The organism is Pseudomonas putida (assembly GCF_002025705.1).
Lineage (GTDB): Bacteria > Pseudomonadota > Gammaproteobacteria > Pseudomonadales > Pseudomonadaceae > Aquipseudomonas > Aquipseudomonas putida_J.
In genome coordinates, this window is sequence record NZ_CP018846.1 from 3,247,539 (window position 1) to 3,267,679 (window position 20,141).

Consider the following 20,141-nt stretch of genomic DNA (forward strand, 5'->3'; position numbering starts at 1 on the left):
AATCCTCAAACAGTTGCCAAAGGGGAAGTGGAATTGCGCGTCGCCAGCAGGCGGTCAAGCCAGTCGGGGTCCATCTCTGGCTCGCAGGAAAACAGCAGCCCGGTGTAGTCACGGTGCGGCGGCTGGAAGATCGCCTCGCGGCTGCCATGGTCGACCACCCGCCCGCGCTGCATCACCAGCACCTCGTCGGCGATGGCGCGCACGGTGGCCACGTCGTGGGTGATGAACAGGTAGGCCACGCCCAGCTCGCGCTGGATACGGTCGAGCAGCTTGAGCACGCCCTCGGCCACCAGCTGGTCAAGCGCCGAGGTCACTTCGTCGCAGATGATCAGCTGGGGTTCGGCGGCCAGGGCGCGGGCGATGCAGATCCGCTGCTTCTGCCCGCCCGACAGCTCGCGTGGCAGGCGGTCCATGTATTTGGCCGGTTCCAGGTCGATCATCCGCAGCAGTTCGGCGACTCGCTCGCGCAGTGCCTTGCCCTTGAGCCCCAGGTAGAAGCTCAGCGGCCGGCCGATGATGTCGACGATACGCTGCCTTGGGTTCAGCGCCGTGTCGGGGATCTGGTAGATCATCTGGATGCGCCGCAGTTGCTCCTTGCTGCGCTGGCGGTAGTCTGCCGGCAATGCCTCGCCGTCATACAACACCTGCCCCGAAGTCGGCGGCAGCAGGCCGCTGATCAAACGCGCCGTGGTGCTCTTGCCGCTGCCCGACTCGCCGATCACCGCCAGGGTCTGGCCGCGATAGAGCTTCAGCGAAACATCGTGCAGCACCGGCTGATGACCGTAGCAGGCATCGGCATTGCGCACTTCCAGCAAGGGTTTTTCATGGCGTGGGCAGGCCTTGGCCGTGGTGTGGAAGTTGCGCACCGCCCACAGCGACTGGGTGTACGCCTGCTGCGGGGCGCTGAGCATGCTGCGGGTCTGCGCCTCCTCCACCAGGCTGCCGTGGCGCAGCACCATGATGCGGTCGGCCATCTGCGCCACCACCGCCAGGTCATGGCTGATGTACAGCGCGGCGCTGCCGAAGGTCTTCACCGCGTCGCGGATCGCCGCCAGCACCTCGATCTGGGTGGTGACGTCCAGCGCCGTGGTCGGTTCGTCGAAGATGATCAAGTCCGGGTGGCAGGCCATGGCCATGGCCGTCATCACCCGCTGCAACTGGCCACCGGACAGCTGGTGCGGGTAACGCTGGCCAATGTGCTCAGGGTCGGGCAAGCGCAAAATGCGGTACAGCTGCACCGCCTCGGCCTCGGCCTTGGCGCGGTCGATGCCACCGTTGGTCACGGCCGTTTCCACGTGCTGGTCGATCAGCCGGTGCGCCGGGTTGAACGAGGCGGCAGCGCTCTGCGCCACGTAGGCGATGCGCAGGCCGCGCAACTTGCGCAGGGTTTCGGCGCTGCAGTCGAGCAACGGGATGCCATCGAAGCAGACGCTGCCGCCGGTGATCCGGCAGCCGTCGCGCACGTAGCCCATCGCGGCCAGGCCCAGGGTCGATTTGCCGGCACCGGACTCGCCGATCAGGCCCAGCACCTCGCCACGCTTGAGGGTCAGGTCGATGCCCTTGATCAGCGGGTGCCAGGCATCGTCATGGTGGCCCTCGATGCGCAGGTCACGGATTTCCAGCAAAGTATCAGGGTTCATGCTCAGCACTCCTTCAGGCCACTGGACAGGTGCAGCACCCAGTCGACGACGAAGTTCACGCTTACCGTGATCAACGCCACCGCCAGGGCCGGAAGCAGCGGGCTGATGTCACCGAAGGTGATCAGCACCGCGTTGTCGCGCACCATGCTGCCCCAGTCGGCGGTCGGCGGCTGGATGCCGAGGCCGAGGAACGACAAGGCGCTGATGAACAGGAAGACGAAACAGAAGCGCAGGCCGAATTCGGCGATCAGCGGCGCCGCGGCGTTGGGCAGCACCTCCCGGCTGACCAGCCACCACAGCCCTTCGCCACGCAACCTCGCGGCCTCGACGAAGTCCTGCACCACCACGTTCATCGCCACGGCCCGGGACAGGCGGAACACCCGCGTGGCGTCGAGCAAGGCGATCACCAGCACCAGCGAGGTGGCCGTGGTGCCGACCACGCTGAGGATCAGCAGGGCGAAGATCAACTGCGGGATGGCCATCAGGATGTCCACCAGGCGCGACAGGCCCTGGTCGATCCAGCCGCCCTTGATGGCTGCAACAAGCCCGCACAGGCCACCCAGCAGGAAGGCCAGGCTGGTGGTCAGGAAGGCGATGCCCAGGGTATTGCGGGCTCCGTACAACAGGCGGCTGAAGGTGTCGCGGCCAAGGTTGTCGGTGCCCAGCAGGAACTGCGGGCTCCACGGCGCGAAGCCCTCGCCCACCACCTGGGTTTCGCCATACGGCGCCAGTAGCGGCGCGAACAGCGCCACCACGGTGTAGGCAACAATCACCAGCAGGCCGAACTTGGCGCTCAGGGGCGCGCGCAGCACAGGTGTGATCAGGCTCATGGTCTACCCCTTCGGATGCATCAGGCGTGGGTTGCTGGCAATCGACAGCACGTCGGCGCCGGTATTGAGCAGGATGTAGGTGCCGGCGAAGATCAGGCTGCAGGCCTGTACCACCGGGATGTCGCGCTTGGCCACCGAGTCCACCAGCAACTGGCCGAGCCCCGGGTAGACGAACACCACCTCCACCACCACCACGCCCACCACCAGGTACGCCAGGTTCAGCGCCACCACGTTGACGATCGGCGCCAGGGCATTGGGCAAGGCGTGCCTGAAGATCACCCGCGCCGGCGACACGCCCTTGAGCCGGGCCATTTCGATGTAGGGGCTGGCCAGCAGGTTGATCAGCGAGGCGCGGGTCATGCGCATCATTTGCGCGATCACCACCAGGCTCAGGGTCGCCACTGGCAGCACCGAGACTTCCAGCACCTCACCCAGCGAAGCGTCCGTGGGCAGGCTGGAGATGCCCGGGAGCCATTCGAGCTTCACCGCGAACACCAGGATCAGCAGATAGGCGACAAAGAACTCGGGAAACGACACGGCGCTCAAGGCGCCGGTATTGAGCAGGCGGTCGAACCAGCTGTTGCGGTACAACGCTGCGAGCATGCCCAGCAGCAACGCTGTCGGCACCGAGAACAGCGCCGCCAGCAGGGCCAGGCTGAAGGTGTTGCCCAGCCGCGCACCCACCAGTTCAATGATCGGCCGCTGGTTGGCCAGCGACACCCCCAGGTCACCGTGCAACAGGCGCCACGCCCACTGCACGAAGCGCTGCACGGGCGACAGGTCCAGCCCCAACTGGGCACGCAAGGCGGCCACGGTTTCCGGGGTGGCCGACTGGCCGAGCATGGCCTGGGCGATGTCGCCTGGCAGCATGCTGACTGCCAGGAAGATCACCACCGAGACCGCAAACAGCGACAGTAGGCCCAGGGCCAGCCGCTGCAGTAGGAGTTTGCCAAGATTGTTCAACGTAACTCTCCTTGACCAGATGCCTTGACCAGATGCCTTGACCAGATGCCTCGACCAGATGCCTCGACCAGATGCCTCGACCAGATGCCTCGACCAGATGCCTGGACTGGATGCCTCGACTGAATGCAGGGTTGAACCTCGCGCAATGCCAGCGGGTCAGGCCTGCCACCAGCGCTCGATCACCCGCAGCCCATCCAGCTCGCCATAGGGCGCCGTCAGCGGGCCATGGGCCACGCGGCTGGAGCGGGCGGCGACGGAGCTGGCGAACAGCGGCACGATGGCCCCGCCGTCGTCGCGGCACAGCGCCTGCATTTCGTTGTACATCTCGCGGCGCAGCGGCTCGTTCATCTCGCCACGGGCGGCGTTGAGCAGCTGGTTGAAGCGCGGGTTGTCCCAGTGGGTCTCGTTCCACGCCGCGCCCTTGGCGTAGCCGATGCTGAACATGCGGTCGGCGGTGAGGCTGGAGTACCAGAACGAAGTGGTGAACGGCTGCTTCATCCACACATTGGTGAAGAATCCATCGGCAGGTTCGCGCACCACGTCGATGTCGATCCCGGCCTGGCGCGCCTGCTCCTTGAACAGCACCGAGGCATCCACCGCACCGCTGTAGGCGGCATCGGAAGCCTGCAGGCGCACCTTGAGGCTGTCCATGCCGGCCTGGCGCAGATAGAAGCGGGCTTTGTCCGGGTCGTAGACGCGCTGCTCCAGCGCCGGGTTGATGAAGCGGTTGGCCGGCTGCAACGGGTGGTCGTTGCCGACCTGGCCGTAGCCGTAAAGCACCGAGGCCAGCAGGGTCTCGCGGTTGATCGCGTGCTTGAGGGCCATGCGTACGTTGTTGTCACGGAACTGCTGGCTGTCGGTGAGCATCGGGAAGGTGTAGTGCTGGGCGCCCTTGGTTTCCTCGATCACCAGCTTCGGGTTGCGCTTGAGCAAGGACACGGTCTTGAGGTCGACCTTGTTGATCACATCGACCTTGCCAGTGACCAGGGCGTTGACCCGTGCGGCGCCGTCGGCGATGGCGATCAGCTCGGCACTGGCGAAATGCGCCCTGCCCGGCTTCCAGTAGTCCGGGCTGCGCTCCAGGTCCATGCGCACGCCGGGCTCGAAGCCCTTGATGCGGTAACCGCCGGTGCCGACGCCGGCCTGCCAGTCGGCCAGGCCGTCCTTGGCGGGCATGATCACCAGGTGGTAGTCGGCGACCACGTAGGCGAAGTCGGCGTTGCCCGAATGCAACTCGAATACCACGGTGTCGGGGGCGCTGGCGTGCACCTTGGCAACATCGCCCAGCACGGTCTTGGCTGCGGAAGTGGACTTGTCGCCCAGATGGTGCTGAATCGAGGCCACCACATCATCGGCGCTCAGGGTCTTGCCATTGTGGAAGGTCACGCCCTGGCGCAGGGTGAAGGTCCAGACCTTGGCGTCGGGGCTCGATGCCCAGCGCTCGGCCAGTTCAGGGATGGCCGTGCCGTCCACGGCAATTTCGGTGAGGGTGTTGTACACCGCCGAGAAGCCGATGAAGGTGAAGGTGTCGACCCACGAGCCCGGGTCCTTGGAGTCGGTGGTACTGCCCCCGGCCAGTCCCAGGCGCAAGGTGCCGCCCGGCTTTGGCGTGGCCTCGTCGGCATGGCCAGGCAGCGGCAGGCCGAGGGAAAACGCCCCGGCAATGGCCGCAGCGACAGCGCTGTACTTGAGGAAATCCCGGCGCGGCAGGCTGCCGTCGGGAATGGCGTGAGGATTGTTCTTGTTGTTATCGCTCATGGCATTTGCCCCTGTTGAACCGCAAGAAATTGTTGTTCGGTCAAAGCGGATTGCGTAGAAGCTGTTTACAATTTGTAATTGTTACCGTAACAAATACATTAGCGGTAGGACAAGCTGATTTCCAGCGCCCGATACCGGGCTTTTTCAGTGGTGTACCATTGACGTTTTCGCAGGGAGCCTTTGCCCCATGAGCCAGTCGACCCGACTCATCACCGCCTCGTACATCCTTTCGTTCGTGGCGGCCAATGCCCCGCAGAAGTTGCGCACCGAGACCATCGCCAAGTGGGTCAAGGTGCACCCTACCCGCGTGCGCTCGATGGTGTCGCAGATGGTCAAGGCCAATATCCTGACCTCGTATCGCGGTGCCCAGGGCGGCGTGACCCTGGCCCGCGCGCCGCAAGAGATCACCTTGCGCGAGGTGTATGACGCCGTGCAGGAAAGTTCGCTGATCGCCGAAAAGATCGACAACCCGTTTGCCGGGCTCGAGGACCACTGCAAGGTGTACGAAGTGTTCACCCGGCTATTTGCGATGCTGGAGCAGAACATGCGCCTGGACCTGGGGGCGATCACGGCGGATCAGCTGTTTGTGGCGTTTGATACGCCCAAGGAACACACGGCCTGAACGCCAACCCTGAGCGGCCTGTGGGAGCGGCCTTGCGTCGCGAAAGGGGTGCGAAGCGCCCCCAGGATCTCAGCTTCGCCGCATGAATTGCTGGGGCCGCGTTGCGGCCCTTTCGCGACACAAGGCCGCTCCCACAGATGCTCCCGCAGCCACAGGCGCTCTCACATTGCTCAGAGCTGGATGGCCTTCACCTCGACAAACTCGTTGAGGCCTTCCTCCCCCCATTCACGGCCATTGCCCGACTGTTTGTAGCCGCCAAACGGCGCCTGGTAGTTGAACGCCCCGCCATTGACGAAGCACTGCCCGGCGCGCAACTGGCGCCCCAGTTGCAACGCCTTGTCACGGCTACCCGCCCACACCGCACTGGACAGCCCGAACGGCGAGTCGTTGGCCAGGGCAATGCCCTCGGCCTCATCGGCATAGGGAATCAGGCACAGCACCGGGCCGAAGATTTCTTCCTGGGCAATGCGCATGCGGTTGTCGACGGCGGCAAAAATTGTCGGCGGCACATAGAACCCACGCTCGAAGCCCGGCGCGCTGGCCCCGCCACACACCAGCCGCGCGCCCTCTTCCTGGCCGACCCGGATGTATTCCTGCACGGTGCGCCGCTGCCCGGCCGAACACATCGGCCCAAGGAAACTGCGCGGGTCCTGCGGGTCGCCCATGACCAGGCCGCGGGCCTCGTCCACGGCAATCTCCACGGCCTCGGCATAACGCGACGCCGGCAACAGCATGCGCGTCAGCGCCGTGCAGGTCTGCCCCGAGTTGATCATCACTTCCTGCACGCCATGGCGCACCGCCGCTTCGAGCGGGGCGTCGGCGGTGATCAGGAACGGCGACTTGCCGCCCAGCTCCAGGCACACCCGCTTCACCGACGGCGCCGCCGCCTGGGCAACCCGCACACCCGCGCCGGTCGAGCCGGTAAACGAGACCATGTCCACCTGTGGGTGCCGTGCCAGTGCCTCACCGACCTTCGACCCTGGCCCGCTGACCAGGTTGAACACCCCGGCCGGCAGCCCGATGGCCTCGACCATTTCGGCCAGCAGGAAGGCATGCAGCGGGGTTTCCTGACTTGGCTTGACCACCACTGTGCAGCCTGCAGCCAAGGCTGGTGCGAGCTTGCCGATCAGCTGGTGCAGCGGGTAGTTCCAGGGGTTGATGAACGCGCATACGCCCACGGCCTCGCGGTACACCAGCGAGTTGCCGACCTCGCGTACCTCGTCCATCAGGCCGGCCAGCTCGATGTACTGCTCAAGGCCGATGATGGGCCCGTCGACCTGCACTGGCCGGCACCACTGCACCGGCATGCCCAGTTCGGTGGTGATCACTGCAGCCATCTCGTCGGCCCGCGCCTTGAGCTGCTCGGCCAAGGCGCGAATGAACCCGGCGCGCACATTGGGGGGCGTTCGCGACCAGCCGGCGAACGCCCGGCGCGCCGCCTGGACCGCCCGCTCCACATCTTCTTCATTACCCAGCGGCACCTTGCCAGCTACCCCCTCGCTGGCCGGGTCGATCACCTCGGCCATGCCCTGCCCCGCCGGCTGCTGCCAGCGACCATCGATGAACAGACGGCTGTATTCACGCATGCGGTTGCGCCTCCATCAGTTCACTGGCGCAGCGGGCGATACGCCGGCAGGCTTCGCGCAGCGGCTCGGCGCCCAGCACCAGCCCCAGGCGGATATGCCCGGCCGCGCTCGGGCCGAACGCTTCACCGGCCAGCACCGACACGCCATGCCGGTCGAGCAGGCGGTCGGCGAACGCTTGCGCGCTGAGCCCGGTTTCGCGGATATCGACCATCACGAACATCCCGCCATCGGGCTTGAGTGCCCGTATGCCAGGGCAGTCTGCAAGGCTTGCACACACCAGGTCACGGCGTTGGCGGTAGGCTTCGCGCATGCCGTCCAGCTCTGGCAACTGCAACTCCAGCGCAGCCACCGCCGCATCCTGGATGAAGTCAGGCGAGCCATACAGCATGCACAGCGCCAGGTTCTCCAGGTGCCCGGACAACGCCGGCGAGCCGACCACCCAGCCAACCCGCCAACCGGTCATGGCATGGGACTTGGACAGGCTGTTCAGCGTCGCCGTGCGCTCGGCCATGCCCGGCAGGCTGGCGGGGCTGATGTGCTCGCCGTCGAACAGCAGCTCGCTGTACACCTCGTCGCTGATCAGCCACAGGTCATGGGCGATGCACAGTTCGGCCAGGGCCTCCCAGGTCCTGCGCGGCAGGCTGGCACCGGAAGGGTTGTGCGGGCTGTTCAGTGCCAGGGCGCGGGTGCGCGGGGTGATCCGCGCGGCGACGTCTTCGGCTTGCACGCGAAAGCCATGCTCCGGGCGCACCGGCACCGGCACCACCTTGGCACCGCAGGCACCGAACACCGCCTCGTAGGTGACATACATCGGTTCGGCGACGATCACTTCATCGCCCGCCTCCAGCACGCATTGCGCCACGCAGAACAGCGCGCACTGCGCCCCTGCCAGCACCGTCACCTGGTCAGCGCTGACCACCTGGCCACTGCGTTGCTGGTGGCGCCGGGCGATGGCCTCGCGCAGGCTGCGCTTGCCGCGCACATCGGCGTAATGGGTATTGCCGGCCTCAAGGCTGGCCACGGCCGCCTGGACGATCGGCGCCGGGGTGTCGAAGTCCGGGTCGCCGACCGAAAGCAGCAGCACGTCGTGGCCCTGCTCGAGCATGGCCAGGGCGCGGTAGTGGATCTCCCAGGCGGCGGCGCCGTCACCGGCGATCCGTTGGGTCAATGAGGAAAATCGCATGGCTGGTTGTCCTGTTATGTGCAGTGGGCTCAGCGCGCGCAGGCGTGCTTGAGCTCGATCAGGGTCACGCCGTTGCGGGCAAAGCCGCCGCGCAGGTCGCGTTGCAGGTCGTCGAGGCTCTGCGGCTGCGCGACCGTGCAACCAAAGGCACGGGCCAGGCCGGCGAAGTCCGGGTTGCGCGGCAGTACGCCGATGGGCTCGATGTCCAGGTCGAGCATGTCGTCGCGGATCTGCCCCAGGGCATCGTTGTTCCACAACAGCACCACCAGCGGGCGGTCCAGCTCCTCGACTGCGGTCGCAAGCTCTTGCGCGGTGTAGAGGAAGCCACCGTCACCCACCAGCACCAGGCCTGGGCGGTCGGCAGTGGCGAACATGGCACCGATACCTGCCGGCAGGCCGTAGCCAAGGGTGCCGTAGCCGGTGGGGTGTAGCCAACTGCGCGGCGCCCTGCTGTTGAAGACGTAATTGCCGGTGTAGGCCAGCTGGGTCATGTCGGTGCTGACGAAGGCGTTGTCCGGCAGCTCGGCCGCAACCCGCTGCAGGATCGCCTGGTGAATCGCCTGCAAGGGGCCGTGGCCGGCCTGCACGGCATCGCGCAGGCGGCGCACCGCAGCGCTCGCCTGGGACGCATCGCGCACGCCGTCCGGCAACTGTTCGAGCAGCCCCGTCAGGGTCTGCCGGGCATCGCCATGCAACGCCAGCGCACAGGGGTAGAAGTCGTTGAACTTGCGCGGGTCGATGTCCACCCGCAGCAGTTCGCCGGTCAGTGGCAGGCGCTCGCGCCAGAAGTCGGTGTCGGCCATCTCGGTACCGACTGCCAGCACCACATCGGCCTCACCGATCATTGACCAACCCGGCTCCACACAGAGGGTGGAACCGGCGTTGAGCGGCGAGTCCAGCGGCGCCAGCCCCTTGCCGGCGACGCTGGTGAACAGCGGTGCCGCCAGGCGTGTGCTGAGCTGCTGCAGTTCGGCGCCAGCCTGCAGGGCGCCGCCCCCAGCGATGATCATCGGGCGCTTCGCCGCCGCCAGCCTGGCGGCCGCCTGCTGCAGGCTGTCGAGGCTGGCCGGGCCGCGACCAGGGCGGCGTACCACATCAGAGCTCCAGTCCCGCGCCACGGGCGCAGCCAGCACGTCCAGCGGCACCGAGATATGCACCGGGCGCGGGCGTTCGCTGTCGAACACGGCATAGGCGCGGGCGACCAGCTCTGGCAGGTCCTCGGCCTTCAGTGCCACGGCCGAGAAGGCGGTGATTGGCGCGGTCATGGCGCGCTGGTCCTGGGTTTCGTGCAGGCAGCCCCAGCCTTTGCCCAGGCTTGCCGTGTGGTTGACGCTGGAGATCACCAGCAGCGGAATCGAGTCGGCGTAGGCCTGGCCGATGGCGGTGGCCGCGTTGGTCACGCCGGGGCCGGTGATGACGAAGCAGACACCCGGCTTGCCGCTGACCCGGGCATAGCCGTCCGCCATGAAGCCGGCACCCTGCTCGTGACGGGTGAGCACATGGCGGATGCCACTACCGGGCAGGCCGCGGTACAGCTCCAGGGTATGCACGCCGGGGATGCCGAAAACGGTATCGACGCCGTAGTTGGCCAGCAGGCGCACCAGCGCCTGGCCGCCCGTGAGTGTGGGGTTGGTCATGTTCATGTCCTTACACTTGGCCGAGGCGGATCAAGGCATCGACCGCCGTGGTGCCGCTGGCACCGACCATCAATGGGTTCACATCCAGTTCCAGCAGCTGGCTGGCGTTTTCGCAGGCGTAGTCGGCCACCGCGCGGATGGCGGCGACCAGCGCGTCCAGGTCTGCCGCCGGCTTGCCGCGAAAGCCCTGCAGCAAGGCCGCACTGCGCAAGCCGAGCACCGCCTTGCGGATGGCGCCATCCGTGGTTGGCAGCAGCAGGCTCTTGCTGTCCTTGAGCAGCTCGACGAGGATGCCGCCGGCACCGATCACCAGCGCCAGGCCGAAATCCGCCTCGCGCTTGATGCCGACGATCAACTCGGCCAGGGGCGCACTGGCCATCGGTTCGAGCAGCACCTGGTCGAAGGCAACGCCGGGCGCGTAAGCGCCAATGCGCGTGCGCATCTGCTCAAGCGCGTGGCCGAGGGCTGCCTCGTCGGCCAGGTTCAGTGCCACTGCACCGGCCTCGGTCTTGTGCGGCAACTGCGCGCTGACGGCCTTGAGCACCAAGGGGTAACCCACCGTGCCGGCATCGGCCAGCGCGTGCTGTGGGTTGCTCAGCACGCCATTCGGGATGGGCAGGCCGAAGCCGCGCAGGGCTTGCTTGGACTCCCATTCGTTGAGCAGGCGGCTGTCACCGGCGAGTGGCCGCGGGCACAGCGGCACCAGCGCCGACTCGCCCAGCGCCAGCAAGGCCGGGCGTTGCTGCGCGTAGCGGGCAACCCGGCCCCAGGCGGCAAGGCCATCCTCCACCCCTTGCAGCGCCGGCACACCGGCAGCGTGCAGGCGCTCACGGGCGCTGGCTGGCAACAGCTCGGGGAAGGCCGAGGTGACGAAACCGGCCTTGCCATGGCGCTTGAGCGCCGCGCAATACAGCTCCAGCAGCAGGTCACATTCCTTGCGCTCGCCAGTGAACTCGGCGGGGTAATCAAGCACCAGCATCGCCGCGTCGGCATCGCTGCGCAGGGCGCTGTCGAGCATGCGCGCCTTGGCCGGGCCATCGCCCCAGATTGCCGTGGTGAAGTCCAGCGGGTTGACCAGGTTGGCATACGCCGGCAGCACCTGGGCCAGTGCTTCTACCTGGCTGGCGTCCAGGGCCGGCAGGCTCAGCTGGTTGCTCTCGCTGTAGTCGGCGATCAGCCCGGCATCGCCGCCCGAGCAGGCCAGCGCGATCAGGCTGCCACCCTTGGGCAGGTTGCCACAGGCAGCGGCCTTGAGGGTTTCGACGAAGCTCACCGGGCCGCTGACGCGAATTACACCCAAGCGCTCGAACAGGCTGTCGTACAGCGCATCGGAACCGGACAGGGAACTGGTGTGGCTCAGCGCCAGCTCGGCGCCGATCTGCGACACACCGGTCTTCAGCGCCACGATCGGGATGCCTTTCTCCAGCGCCTTGTGCGCGGCACGGGCAAAGCCCGGCACGTTCTTCAGGCCTTCCAGGTGCAGGCCGATGGCGGTAACCCGGGGCTCATCGAGCAGCACGTCCATCAGCTCAGCGATGCCCAGTTGTGCCTGGTTGCCGACCGAGGCCATGTAGGCCACTGGCAGCGAGCGATCGCTCATCGACAGGTTGTAGGCGAAATTGCCGCTCTGGGTCAGCACCGCCACGCCCTGCTCCACCGCCTTGCCACCGTGTGCCACCGGCCACAGGGCGGCACTGTGCAGGTAGTCCAGCAGGCCGTAGCAGTTGGGGCCGAGCAGCGCCATGTCACCGGCGGCTTCGAGCAGCTGCTGTTGCAGCGCCTGGCCCTCGGCGCCGCTTTCGGCGAAGCCCGAGGCATAGCAGATCGCCCCGCCCGCGCCCTTGGCGGCGAGTTCGGCGACACAGGCCAGGGTCAGTTCGCGGTTGGTGGCAATGAACACCGCGTCCGGCGCACAGGGCAGCTCGGCCACGCTGCGCACGCAGGGGACGCCATCGATGCGGTCCTGCTGTGGGTTGACCAGCCACATCTGGCCCTGGTAGCCGCCTTCGGCGCAGCGCCTGAGCGCGCGGGCCATGCTGCGGCCACCGACGAAGGCCAGGTGCCGTGGCGCCAGCAGGCGTTTGAGGTTGTCACGAATGGCTTGCGACATGGTGATGCTCCGGTTCGGTCAGCGCAGCAGTGGGCGCAGCAGTTCGCGGGAAATGATGTGCCGCTGGATTTCCGAGGTGCCTTCCCAGATCCGTTCGATCCGCGCGTTGCGCCAGATGCGCTCGACCGGCCCTTCGTCCATCAGGCCCATGCCGCCATAAATCTGCACCGCCTCGTCGGCGACCTTGCCGAGCACTTCGCTGGCAAACAGCTTGGCCATGCCCGCCTCGCCGTCGGTCATGCTGCCCTGGTCCATCTTCCAGGCGGTGTGCAGGGTCAGCAGTTCGGCAGCGCGGATCTGCGTGGCCATGTCGGCGAGCTTGAACGACACGCCCTGGTAAGTACCGATCGGCTGGCCGAACTGCTTGCGGTCGGCCGCCCATTGCAGCGACACGTCCAGCGCACGCTGGGCCTGGCCGACACAGTTGGCAGCGACCATCACCCGGCCTGCGGTCAGCCAGGCGTTGGCCACTTCCCAGCCCTTGCCGACCTCGCCGAGTACCTTGGCGGCCGGCACCTTGCAGTCGTCGAAAAACAGCTCGTAGGTGTGGTAGCCACGGTTGCTCACGCACTTCGGCCCGCGGCGGATGGTCATGCCCGGGGTGCCGCGGTCGACCAGGAAGGCGGTGACGGCGTTGCGCTTGCGACCGTTGTGCTCGTAGGTGTCGGTGACGGCAAAGACGATGGCGAAGTCAGCATGCCCGGCATGGCTGATGAAGTGCTTGCTGCCATTGATCACGAAGTCGTCGCCTTCGCGCACGGCGCGGGTCTTGATCGAGTTGGCGTCGGAGCCGGCGCCCGGTTCGGTCAGGGCGAAGCAGTCGGTCTTCTCGCCACGGATGCACGGCAGCAGGTAATCCTCCACCTGCTGGCCGGTGCAGGCCATGAGGATCTTCGAAGGCCGTGCGACGAACACGTGCAGCGCCCAGGAGACCTTCGACAGTTCACGCTCGATCAGCGCCTGGGACAGGTAGTCGAGGCCGCCGCCACCGACTTCCTCGGGCATGTTGAAGGCGTAGAAGCCGGCGGCGATGGCCTTGCCACGGATCTGCGCAGCAAGCTCCGGGGACACTTCGTCGGCACGGTCCACGGCTTCTTCATGGGGCAACAGCTCTTTGGTGACGAAGCTGCGTACGGCATCCACCAACATTTCTTGTTCTTGGGTCAGTTGGAAATTCATGGCCTGTTCCTAAACCGGGGTAAGAGAGCGTGCTTATTTGCCGCTGAAGCGTGGCGAGCGTTTTTCCGTGGCCGCGCGCAAGGCCTCGGCACCGTCCTCGCTGCGCCCACAGAGCAGGCCGGCTGCCAGTTCTGCAGTGAGCTGCTCAGCCAGGCTGCGCGAGGCGCCATCGCGCATCAGGCGCTTGGTCTGGGCGTAGGCGAACGTCGGCCCCTGGGCCAGGCGCGCCGCCAGTTCGGCGGTGGCGGCTGGCAACTGGTCGTCGGCGACCACTTCACCGACCAGGCCGGCCGCCAGGGCGCGCTCGGCGCCCCAGAGTTCGTCGAGGAACAGCAGGCGCTTGGCCTGTTCGCTGCCGATCAGCCGTGGCAGGTGCCAGCTGGCGCCGGCATCCGGCGAGTAGGCCATGCTGGTGTAGCCGGCCTTGAAACGGGCCGACTGGGCAGCCAGGCGCAGGTCGCAGCACAGCGACAGGTCCATGCCGGCGCCGACGGCAGTGCCGTTGATGGCGGCAATGGTGGGCTTGTCCAGGTTGTGCAGGCAGTGCATCAGGGCGTGGGCGGTTTCGGTCCAGCCGTAGGTTTCCAGTGCGCCACGGGCTTCGGCTTCGGCCCATTCGGCGAGGTCGGCGCCAGCGCAGAAGCTGCGGCCAGTGCCGGTCAGCACCACCACGCGCACGGCGGGGTCACTGTTATAGGCCTCGAGGGTGGCGTGCAGCTTCTTCAGGGTGGGAATGTCCAGCGCGTTGCGCTGCTCGGGGCGGTTCAGGGTGATCCAGGCAACGCCGGCTTCAACCTGCATGAGTAGGGACGACGGAGCGGTCATGACGGGCCTCGAATTATTGTGATTGCTGTGAGAGGTGAGGCTCATGCTAAACGAGTGTTCAGTAAGGAGGCAATTGCCGAGGAAGCGGTGTTACAACTTCGAACAAGTGGGGAAATGAGGGGTGGAAATGGATTGCGTTAGGGCCACCAGGTGTATGGCGATAGGTTTTCAGCGCCTGTGAGATCGAGCGCCGCCCGCGCGGCGCATCGCGGATAAATCCGCTCCTACATTTGTTTCTGGCCAATTATTCCTGTGAGGTTACCGCTGTCCGCCTTGGTGCATGGCGGGAGACAGATGGAGGAGCGTCAATGCCCACAGAGATGCATCGCCATACCAAAGAGGCGGTCCCTGTTGGCTTCACAGGAGTGACTGGCCCGAAACAAATGTAGGAGCGGATTCATCCGCGATGCGCCGCGCGGGCGGCGCTCGATCTCACAGGCGCTGCAAAAACACCGACGAACCCCTGCAACCCCACCTCATACCGCCGGCACTTCCACCCCCACGCCCTGGCGCTTGCGCTGCACCACAAAGTAAGCCGCATAACACAGCGCTATGAAGCCAAACCCCCAGTACAACGAAGGCCGCTGCGTCTCATCCATTGCCAGGAACACGAACAGCGAACTGCACAGGGTGATGCACAGCAACGGCACCAGCGGGTACAGCGGCGCGCGGTACTTGAGTTCGCTCAGCTGGCCGCCATCCCGCAGGAACTGCTTGCGAAAGCGATACTGCGCCAGGGCGATGACGATCCAGGTCACAGTGCCAGACATGCCGCTCACCGCCATCAGCACCATGAACAAGGTGTCGGCGGCGACAAAGCTGGTCATCAGCGACACCAGCGCAAAGCACAGGGTGATGAACAGCGCCCGCAGCGGCACACCGCGGCTGCTCAGCGGCGACAGGCTGCGGGGGGCCATGCCGGTCTTGGACATCGCCCAGAGGATGCGGGTGGAGGCATACAGCCCGGAGTTGCCCACCGAAAGAATCGCGGTGAGGATCACGAAGTTCATCAGGTCTGCGGCGTAAGGAATGCCGACCATGTCGAACACCTGCACGAACGGGCTTTCCATCAGCCCGGCCTGCTGCCACGGCACGATCGCCGACAACACCACGATCGCCAGCACATAGAAGATCAGCACGCGGAACACCACGTTGCGCACGGCACGCGGGATGCTCTTTTCCGGCTGGTCGGTTTCGCCCGCCGCCACGCCCATGATCTCGCAACCCTGGAAGGCATAGACCACGGTCATCATCACCGCGAACACCGCCGACAGGCCGTTGGGGAACAGCGAATCGCCGATCAGGTTGCTCATCATCGGCGCCGGCGCCCCACTGGTCAGCGGGATGGCACCGAAGATCACCAGCACACCAACGATGATGAAACCGAGTATCGCCGCCACCTTGATCCCGGAGAACCAGTACTCCGCCTCACCGAAGGCGCGGGTCGCCAGTGCGTTGATGCCGAACAGCACCGCAACGAACAGCGCCGACCAGTACCAGATCGGCACCTCCGGGAACCAGCGCACCATCAGCATGCCGGCGGCGGTGAACTCCAGGCCCACGGTGGTGGCCCAGCTCATCCAGTACACCCAGCCGATCATGAAGCCCGTGGCCGGGCCGATGAATTTCGTCGCATGGGCCTGGAATGAACCGGATACCGGCATCTGCACCGACAACTCACCCAGGCAGACCATCACCAGGTACATCAGGAAACCCGCGACCAGGTAGGCCAGGATCGCGCCCACCGGCCCGCCCTGGTTGATGGTCACGCCCGAGCCCATGAACAGCCCGGTGCCGATCACGCCACCGAGCGAGAGCATGAAGATGTGCCGGCTCTTCAATGCCCGCGTGAGGTGGATACCTTCAGCTTTACGGCCTTTCATTATTATTATCTCCAATAAGCGTCGAAGACCGCGTGTGCAGCGGTTGCGTCCGATTATTGGAAAGCGATGTAAGGCGCGGTTGATCGTAAAGATCAAAGATGTAAAAAGTCGTAAGGATTTTGTCGCTCAGGCCGCCAGCAGTTCGCCCAGGCTGTTTTCGGCACGCTGCAACTGCTCGCGCAGCATCGGGCCCATGGCCCTCACACTGGGTTTGTCGCGGGCCTGCGCATGCTCCTCAAGCCGGCGCAAGGTCGCCGCCAGGCCGCACAGGCCCATGGAATCGCTGCTGCCGGCCAGCCGATGGGCCAGGTGGGCCACTTCGGTACAGTCACCCGCGTCCACCGCTTCGAGCAAGGGCTGGCGCTGTTGCGCCAAACCGTCTCGCAGCCCGGCCAGCAGGCCTTGCAGCTTCTGCTCGCCAAGCAGCGTGCGGTGCGTGGCCAACAGTTCATGGTCGAGCCAGGCAGGTGCCTGCGGCTGTTGCGCCTGCACGTGCCCCGCCAAGGCCTGGCGCAGGTTTGCAAGTTTCAGTGGCTTGCCCAGCACGCCCTGCATGCCGGCATCCAGATAGGCACGCACCAACCCCGGCTGAACGCTGGCAGTCAGCGCCAGGATGCGCGTATCGCGGTTGGGCGTGTTGCCGGCACGCAGCTGGCGGCACAGCTCCACGCCGCTGATGCCTGGCAGGTGCACATCCAGCAGGAGCAGGTCGAAGCGCTGCCGTGCACAGAGTTGCAGACCCTGCTCGGCATCCTCGGCCAGCCAGACTTCATGCCCGTCACGCTCCAGCAACCCGCACACCACTTCACGGTTCAGGGCCACGTCTTCCACTACCAGGATTTGCAGCGGCGACGCCGCACGATCAGACCCCGCCACGCACTGGGGAGCCTGCACCGTCTCCAGTTCCAGCTCCAGCCAGAAGCAGCTGCCCTCCCCCTCGCGGCTGCGCACGCCGATCTGCCCGGCCATCTGCTCGACCAGGTGCTTGCTGATCGCCAGCCCCAGGCCGGTGCCGCCATAGCGCCGTGCGACCGCCTCGCTGGCCTGGACGAAGCGGTCGAAGATCTTCGGCTGCATCGCCTCGCAGATGCCGATGCCGTCATCGGTGACGCTCAGGCGCAAGCGTTGCCGCCCGGGCAGGCTCTGCAACACCTGCACCTCGACGAGAATCTCGCCGCCCTCGGTGAACTTGATGGCGTTGGCCAGCAGGTTGCTCAGCACCTGGCGCAGGTACTGCTCAGCGCCATGCTGGTACGCAGCCAGCTGCGGGTCGATGCGGCACAACACCAGGCTGTCGTTGGCCAGCGCACGGGGTTCGAGCAGGGTCACCACCTCGGCGCACAGCTGGCGCAGGGCAAAATCCACCGCCTCGGGGCGGCTTTCGCCCTCTTCGAGGCGGGCAAAATACAGCACCTCGTTGAGGATACTCAGCAGCCCCTCGCCGGCCTTGTACAACGCCTCCAGGCGCTGACGGTCCGGCGCTGCTAGCCCGGCGCCACGCAGCAGTTCGGCCATGCCGAGGATGCCGTTGAGCGGCGTACGCAGCTCGTGGCTCATGGTGGCAAGGAAGCGCGACTTGGCCAGGTTGGCCGCCTCGGCATCGTCCTTGGCGCGCATCAGGCTTGCCGTGCGCCGTTCGACCTGTTTCTGCAGTTCGTCGCGTTTGTCCTGCAAGGCCAGGCGGTCAGATTCGCGGCGTTCGCTGTCACTGAGGATCGCCCGGCGCATGTCGTCCAGCGCCAGCGCCACGCTGTCGATTTCGTCGGTGTGCGGCGAACGGCGTTTGTTCAAGCGCAGCGGCTCCTGCCACTGCCCGGCGCCGATGCGCCGGGCGAAGTCGGCCATGACCTGCAGGTGGCGGGTCACCAGGCGATAGAACAGCCCGGACAACGCCAGTGCCAGGCCACAGAGAAACACGCTCATCCACAAAAGGCTGGTGAGGCCGGTGGCAAACAGCCGCCGGTGCACCGCGCCCAGGTCAGTGCTCACTTCCAGCTCGCCCAGGTGCCGCACAGGCCCTGAAGGTGGCTGATAGTCCAGCGCAAACCGCTCGACCCGCAGCGGCCCCTGCGGGGACGGCTCACCTTGCTGCAAGGTGAAGTCGGCACTGTTCAGGCGCACCCGCGCCACATCGGAAAAGTCCACCAGCCCGCGCAACTGCACGTTCAGCTGCTCCTGGTTCAGGTCCCACAGGCTGCGCTCCAGGCTGGCCAGGTAGCCTGCGCGGATCAGCGCCATGCGCGCGTCGATCTCGCGCATCTCGCGGCGGTACTCGAAATACAGCTGCACGCTGCTGGCCAGCACCGTGAAGCACAGGCTGAACAGCAGGATGAACAGCAACAGCCGACGCAGCAGGCCCCCCGGTTGCAGGCGGGTCATGGCTGGTTGACCATGTCGCGGTAGGTGACCTCGCTTTCATGCAGCCAGCGCTCCAGTTCGCCGGCATCGGTCATCTTCTGCAGTTGCCCGTCGATCTCGTCCATGCGCGCGCTCAACGGTGAATGGCGCGACACCGCCACGCGCAGGTAGTCAACGCTCAGTGCCGGCGGCAGCGCGACGATGTCCCGGGCGCCGGGCAAGTGCTCGACGAACAACTGGCCGGTGCGCCGTTCCTGGACCACGAAGTCGATACGCCCGCGTATCAGCTTGCCGAAGTTCTGCCCGCTGTCCGACACCCACTCGATGTTCTGGTGCTGCGCCACGAAGCGGTCGAACGCCGGGCCGTAGCTTTCGCCGAACAGCAGCCCGCCACGGTACCTGGCCAGGTCTTCGAGCTTGTCGAACTGCAGCGGGTGCTGGCGGTTGGCAAACACCGCCACCTCCTCGCGCAGCACCGGTACCTGGGAAAAGCGCATGGACCGGGCACGTTGCTCCGAGGTGTAGGCCAGCACCACATCCACCCGCCCTTCGGCCGCGTCGAGCAGGCAACGTTGCCAGTTGCCCAGCACGACCATCTCGACCTGGTAGCCCAGCCGCCCGAACAACTCGCGCACGACCGTCGGCGCCAGCCCGCGGGGTTGCTTGCCATCGCTCCAGGAAACAGGTGGGTAGACCGGGTAATCGCAATAGCGCACGGTGCCAGCGGCGTGTAGCACGCCGCTGGCCAGCAGCACCAGCAGGCCCAACAGGTATTTGCTCACGCCGCCACGCTGGCGGTGAACAGGTAGCCGGCACCGTGGATGGTGATGATCAGCTCGGGCTCAGCGGGGTCGTCATGCAGCTTGCGCCGCAGGCGGCCGACCAGCACGTCGATGGACCGGTCGTTGGGCACCCACTCACGGTTGCGGATCTGATCCATCAGTTGGTCGCGGCTGAGGGTATGGCCGCTGTTGCGCAGGAACACGCTGAGCAACTGGAATTCGCCGTGGGTCAGCAGGGTTTCGCTGCCTTGCGCATCGATCAGGCGGCGGCGGTCGCAGTCCAGTGACCAATCGCCGAACTGCTTGAGGGTGGCATTGGCCACGCCGGCCGGCCGTGTGCCCTGGGCGTGGCGCACGCGCCGGATCAGGTTCTTCGCGCGGGACACCAGCTCACGGGGGTTGAGCGGTTTGCTGACATAATCGTCGGCGCCGCACTCCAGGCCAACGATGCGGTCGATCTCGTCATTGCGCCCGGTGATCAGGATGATCCCCACTTCCGAGCGCACCCGCAGCTCGCGGGTCAGGGTCAGGCCGTCCTTGCCGGGCAGGCGGATGTCCAGCATCACCAGTTCCACCGGCTGCTCGGTCAACAGCGTTTCGGCCTGCTCCGCAGTGGCGGCGCAGTGGACGGTATAGCCTTCCTGGGACAGGTAGGCCTGGAGCAAGTCACGAATCAGCGGATCGTCATCGACGATCAGTACCTGAGAGGTCATTGCGGGTAGTCCTGAAGCGCCCGAAGGCGATTTTTTTATTAGAGCGGGCCAAGACTAGCGATTGCTGAACGG

At 66.1% G+C, this 20,141-nt stretch carries 15 protein-coding genes; 1 reads left to right on the forward strand and 14 read right to left on the reverse strand.

The window, feature by feature from the left end; all coding sequences use genetic code 11:
- Window positions 1-5: 5 nt before the first annotated feature.
- From BUQ73_RS14625 to BUQ73_RS14640, 4 genes are all read right to left on the reverse strand, one after another.
- Entirely contained in the window at window positions 6-1,640 is a 1,635-nt protein-coding gene (locus BUQ73_RS14625; protein ID WP_192858655.1) for an ABC transporter ATP-binding protein, read from the reverse strand.
- Window positions 1,641-1,642: 2 nt separating this feature from the next.
- On the reverse strand, window positions 1,643-2,470 hold the full coding sequence (locus BUQ73_RS14630) for an ABC transporter permease (RefSeq protein ID WP_079228571.1): 828 nt from the start codon (window positions 2,468-2,470) through the stop codon (window positions 1,643-1,645).
- Window positions 2,471-2,473: 3 nt separating this feature from the next.
- A complete protein-coding gene (locus BUQ73_RS14635) occupies window positions 2,474-3,433 on the reverse strand; it encodes an ABC transporter permease (protein WP_079228572.1) in 960 nt (319 codons plus the stop codon).
- 156 nt (window positions 3,434-3,589) lie between these two features.
- The gene (locus tag BUQ73_RS14640; RefSeq protein WP_079228573.1) at window positions 3,590-5,191 is read right to left on the reverse strand and encodes an ABC transporter substrate-binding protein; all 1,602 of its coding nucleotides are present in this window, start codon (window positions 5,189-5,191) and stop codon (window positions 3,590-3,592) included.
- 187 nt (window positions 5,192-5,378) lie between these two features.
- Here BUQ73_RS14640 and BUQ73_RS14645 point away from each other — a divergent pair, with 187 nt between their 5' ends.
- On the forward strand, window positions 5,379-5,813 hold the full coding sequence (locus BUQ73_RS14645) for an RrF2 family transcriptional regulator (protein ID WP_079228574.1): 435 nt from the start codon (window positions 5,379-5,381) through the stop codon (window positions 5,811-5,813).
- Between the two features lie 170 nt (window positions 5,814-5,983).
- Here the strand turns inward: BUQ73_RS14645 and BUQ73_RS14650 are convergent, their stop codons facing one another.
- From BUQ73_RS14650 to BUQ73_RS14695, 10 genes are all read right to left on the reverse strand, one after another.
- Window positions 5,984-7,399 carry an aldehyde dehydrogenase family protein gene (locus BUQ73_RS14650; protein ID WP_079228575.1) on the reverse strand — a complete coding sequence of 472 codons (1,416 nt, stop codon included), beginning with the start codon at window positions 7,397-7,399 and terminating at the stop codon, window positions 5,984-5,986.
- On the reverse strand, window positions 7,392-8,582 hold the full coding sequence (locus BUQ73_RS14655) for a pyridoxal phosphate-dependent aminotransferase (RefSeq protein ID WP_079228576.1): 1,191 nt from the start codon (window positions 8,580-8,582) through the stop codon (window positions 7,392-7,394). The genes BUQ73_RS14650 and BUQ73_RS14655 overlap by 8 nt, the downstream gene beginning before the upstream one ends.
- A 29-nt stretch (window positions 8,583-8,611) precedes the next feature.
- Window positions 8,612-10,219: a 5-guanidino-2-oxopentanoate decarboxylase gene (locus BUQ73_RS14660; RefSeq protein ID WP_079228577.1), complete on the reverse strand. Its 1,608-nt coding sequence runs from the start codon at window positions 10,217-10,219 to the stop codon at window positions 8,612-8,614.
- A gap of 10 nt (window positions 10,220-10,229) precedes the next feature.
- Window positions 10,230-12,329 carry an acetate--CoA ligase family protein gene (locus tag BUQ73_RS14665; protein ID WP_079228578.1) on the reverse strand — a complete coding sequence of 700 codons (2,100 nt, stop codon included), beginning with the start codon at window positions 12,327-12,329 and terminating at the stop codon, window positions 10,230-10,232.
- An 18-nt stretch (window positions 12,330-12,347) separates the two neighbouring features.
- Window positions 12,348-13,508, reverse strand: coding sequence for an acyl-CoA dehydrogenase family protein (locus tag BUQ73_RS14670; protein ID WP_079228579.1), 1,161 nt, complete (start codon window positions 13,506-13,508; stop codon window positions 12,348-12,350).
- A 33-nt stretch (window positions 13,509-13,541) separates the two neighbouring features.
- Window positions 13,542-14,333 carry an enoyl-CoA hydratase/isomerase family protein gene (locus BUQ73_RS14675; RefSeq protein ID WP_079228580.1) on the reverse strand — a complete coding sequence of 264 codons (792 nt, stop codon included), beginning with the start codon at window positions 14,331-14,333 and terminating at the stop codon, window positions 13,542-13,544.
- Window positions 14,334-14,809: 476 nt separating this feature from the next.
- Complete coding sequence (locus BUQ73_RS14680; RefSeq protein WP_079228581.1) at window positions 14,810-16,216, reverse strand: amino acid permease; 1,407 nt, start codon at window positions 16,214-16,216, stop codon at window positions 14,810-14,812.
- Between the two features lie 126 nt (window positions 16,217-16,342).
- Entirely contained in the window at window positions 16,343-18,595 is a 2,253-nt protein-coding gene (locus BUQ73_RS14685) for an ATP-binding protein (RefSeq protein WP_079228582.1), read from the reverse strand.
- Window positions 18,592-19,356, reverse strand: a complete 765-nt coding sequence (locus BUQ73_RS14690; protein ID WP_079228583.1) for a substrate-binding periplasmic protein — start codon at window positions 19,354-19,356, stop codon at window positions 18,592-18,594. Before BUQ73_RS14690 ends, BUQ73_RS14685 begins: the two co-directional genes overlap by 4 nt.
- Entirely contained in the window at window positions 19,353-20,069 is a 717-nt protein-coding gene (locus BUQ73_RS14695) for a response regulator (RefSeq protein WP_079228584.1), read from the reverse strand. Before BUQ73_RS14695 ends, BUQ73_RS14690 begins: the two co-directional genes overlap by 4 nt.
- Window positions 20,070-20,141: the final 72 nt, after the last annotated feature.